General features: G+C 73.0%; 4 protein-coding genes and 1 pseudogene. All 5 read left to right on the top strand.

Features of this window, described 5'->3' with window-relative positions:
- The first annotated feature begins 1 nt into the window (after position 1).
- Entirely contained in the window at positions 2-874 is an 873-nt protein-coding gene (ttfA, locus tag A5714_RS10640; protein ID WP_068285089.1) for a trehalose monomycolate transport factor TtfA, read from the top strand.
- Between the two features lie 55 nt (positions 875-929).
- Positions 930-1,703 (top strand): SDR family oxidoreductase, encoded by a 774-nt coding sequence (locus A5714_RS10635; protein WP_068285092.1) that lies wholly within the window; start codon positions 930-932, stop codon positions 1,701-1,703.
- The gene (gene pyrE, locus A5714_RS10630; RefSeq protein ID WP_068070910.1) at positions 1,690-2,229 is read left to right on the top strand and encodes an orotate phosphoribosyltransferase; all 540 of its coding nucleotides are present in this window, start codon (positions 1,690-1,692) and stop codon (positions 2,227-2,229) included. Before A5714_RS10635 ends, pyrE begins: the two co-directional genes overlap by 14 nt.
- A gap of 14 nt (positions 2,230-2,243) precedes the next feature.
- Positions 2,244-3,146: a hypothetical protein gene (locus A5714_RS10625; protein ID WP_068285087.1), complete on the top strand. Its 903-nt coding sequence runs from the start codon at positions 2,244-2,246 to the stop codon at positions 3,144-3,146.
- Positions 3,143-3,511 (top strand): annotated as a pseudogene (locus A5714_RS10620) (RNA methyltransferase); the annotation flags it as partial. The gene A5714_RS10625 and the pseudogene A5714_RS10620, both read left to right, overlap by 4 nt.

The raw sequence follows: 3,511 nt of genomic DNA, 5'->3' as shown, positions 1-3,511 counted from the left end.
GGTGGTCCCCCTTTGGTTCACGCTGTCGGCGCTGTGCTTCGTCGGTGCGGCGGTGCTGCTCTACGTCGACATCGATCGGCGGCGCGGGCGCAGCAGGCGCCGCAGGTCGTGGGCGCGCTCCCACGGCTTCGACTACGAACGTGAATCGGCCGACATCCTCAAGCGCTGGAAGCGCGGCGTGATGTCGACGGTGGGGGACGTGGCCGCCCAGAACGTGGTGCTCGGCCAGATCCGCGGCGAGGCCGTGTACATCTTCGACCTCGAAGAGGTCGCCACCGTGATCGCGCTGCACCGCAAGGTGGGCACCAACGTGGTCGTGGACCTGCGGCTCAAGGGCCTCAAAGAGCCACGCGAAAGCGACATTTGGCTGCTGGGCGCGATCGGCCCGCGGATGGTGTACTCCACCAACCTCGACGCCGCCCGGCGCGCCTGCGACCGTCGCATGGTGACGTTCGCCCACACCGCGCCGGACAGCGCGGAGATCATGTGGAACGAGCAGAACTGGACGCTGGTCGCCCTGCCGGTCACCAGCACCCGCACCCAGTGGGACGAGGGGTTGCGCACCGTGCGGCAGTTCAACGACCTGCTGCGGGTGCTGCCGCCGCTGCCCGAGGAGACGCAGCAGGAGGCGGGCGCCCCGGCGAGCGTGCGCAGCGCGTCGCCCAGCCGACCGCTCGCCCCCGCGGGCCGCGCGGAGCTGCCGCCCCGCCGCCAGCAGGACTCGGCGGGCCTGCTGGGTGCGGAGGTCCCGCCCCGGCGCGCCCCCGAACCGGTGCGCCGCGACCAGACCCGCACGGAGGGCCGCCCGGACGCCGGCCGCCGCCCGCCGCCCGCGGGCCGCAACGGCCATCAGGCCTCCAACATCCAGCACTGAGCCGCGGACGGGCTGCCCCGCCCGCCCCGCCCGGGCGGGTCATAGGATGTCGCACATGCCTCGCCCCGTCGCCCTGATCACCGGGCCCACCTCGGGCATCGGCGCCGGCTACGCCCGGCGCTACGCCGCCGACGGCTACGACCTCGTCCTGGTCGCCCGCGACGTCGACCGGTTGACCGCCCTGGCGGCCGAACTCGAGAGCCACGCGGGCCGCGTCGAGGTGCTGCCCGCCGACCTGGCCGAGGCGGCCGGCCGCGACGAGGTGTGCGAGCGGCTGGCCGCGGGCGTGCAGGTGCTGGTCAACAACGCCGGGTTCGCCACCTCCGGCGAGTTCTGGGCCACGGACCCCGCGAAGCTGCAGTCGCAGCTCGACGTCAACGTCACCGCCGTCATGCACCTGACCCGGGCTGCGCTGCCGGCCATGCTCGACGCGGGTTCGGGCACCGTCATCAACATCGCCAGCGTCGCGGGCCTGGTGCCGGGCCGCGGGTCGACCTATTCGGCGTCCAAGGCCTGGGTGATCTCGTTCAGCGAGGGCCTCTCGGTCGGCCTGCAGGGCACCGGGGTGACCGTGCACGCGGTGTGCCCGGGCTACGTGCGCACCGAGTTCCACGCCCGCGCCGGGATCGACATGTCCACCTCGCCGTCGTTCATGTGGCTGCAGGTCGACGACGTCGTCAGCCAGAGCCTCGCCGACATCGCCCGGGGCAAGGTCATCAGCATCCCGGGGCTGCAGTATAAGGCGATCATCGCCGCCGAGCGGATGATCCCGCGGCCCCTCATGCGGGCCGTCACCAAGCGGATTGGCAGCGGCCGTGGCCGAACCTGACCGAAGCGAGCTCGCGGAGCTGGTGCGGCGGCTGTCCGTGGTGCACGGCCGGGTCACCCTGTCGTCGGGCAAGGAGGCCGAGTACTACGTCGACCTGCGCCGCGCCACCCTGCACCACCGCGCCGCGCCGCTGATCGGGAAGCTGGTGCGCGAGCTCACCAGCGACTGGGACTACGCCGTCGTCGGCGGCCTGACGCTGGGCGCCGACCCGGTGGCCACGGCCGTCATGCATGCGCCGGGACGCCCCATCGACGCCTTCGTGGTGCGGAAGTCCGCGAAAGCCCATGGGCTGCAACGCCTTATCGAGGGCTCGGAGGTATCCGGGAAGCGCGTGCTGGTGGTCGAGGACACCAGCACCACCGGCAACTCCGCGCTCACCGCGGTGCGGGCCGTGCGGGAGGCCGGCGGCGAGGTGCTCGGCGTGGCCACCGTCGTCGACCGCGCGACCGGCGCCGCCGAGGCCATCGAGGCCGAGGGCCTGCCGTATCGCAGCGTGCTCGGCCTGGCCGACTTGGGGCTGGGGTAGGCCCCGTCACCGCTGTGCGCCTCCTCCTTGCCGTGGCCACCTGCGTGGCGGTCAGCCTGGCGGGCTGCTCCAATCCCTCCCACGCCGTCAACCCGTACGGCGCGCAGGGCGCGCGGATCGGCGAGTCGCTGGCCCTGCTGGGCTGGAACATGTCGGTGTCGAACCTGCGCTGGGACGGCGACTACGTGCTGGTCGACGTCGACGCGTCGGCCAAGGATCCACACGCCCCGCACGCAAAGGCCGAGGACCTCCGCTTCGGGCTCTACGGCGCGCTGGCCCACCCCATGGAATCGCCGGCGCTCGGCGGCTGCGACGCGGCCCTGACCAGCGTCCACGACATCGCGCACCCGCTGTCCGCGCCGCCCGACCGCCTCACCGGCACGGTGTGCCTGGGCCCGCTGAAGGATCGCAGCCAGGTCCGCGGCGTCTACGCCTATTCGCCGCGTGACCGCATCCCCGACTCGTCATCGGCCTACCCGGTGGCATTCCCGGTGGGGTTGCTGCCCACCAACGCCAACGACAGCGGCGGCCTGTCGGTCAAGACGGCGAGCCTGTCGGCGTGGCGGGCCGACGGCAAGCCGGTGACGCAGGCGCAGCTGGGGGATCCCGGCGCGTTCACCGGCAACGGCTTCATGCTGCTCGGGTTGGAGGCGGACGGCGTGGCGGCCCGCTACCGCGACGAGTCCGCCAAGCGCGGCGGCCCGGTGATGCTGCTCGCGTCGCCGGCGCAGCCGGGGCGGGGCCTCAATCCCGCCTGCGCGACCTACGGGTCGTCGGTGCTGATCCTGCCCGACGCCTCGCTGGACGCCGTGCACGTCAACGCGTCGCTGTGCACCCAGGGCGAGATCAACGACGCGCTGCTCTACGCGACCGTGGCGATCGACGGCACGCACGCCGGGGTGTGGACGCAGCGATGAGTGAGCCCGGACCGACGGAATGGGGCACCTCGGCCGGCGTCGGCCCCTGGCCCGGTGCGGTGCCCGACGACCCCCGCTACGACCCGGTCCTGTTGCGCGACGGCGACACCCGCAACGTCGTCGACGCCTACCGGTACTGGACGCGGGAGGCGATCATCGCCGACATCGACCGGCGCCGTCACCCGCTGCACGTGGCGATCGAGAACTTCGGGCACGACGCGAACATCGGGTCGGTGGTGCGCACCGCCAACGCCTTCGCCGTGCACACCGTCCACATCGTGGGTCGGCGGCGCTGGAACCGTCGCGGCGCCATGGTGACCGACCGGTACCAGCGGTTGTGCCACCACGACAGCACCGCCGAGCTG

The organism is Mycobacterium sp. E2462 (genome assembly GCF_001672685.1).
GTDB lineage: Bacteria > Actinomycetota > Actinomycetes > Mycobacteriales > Mycobacteriaceae > Mycobacterium.
This window is presented reverse-complemented; position numbering and strand designations above follow the sequence as displayed.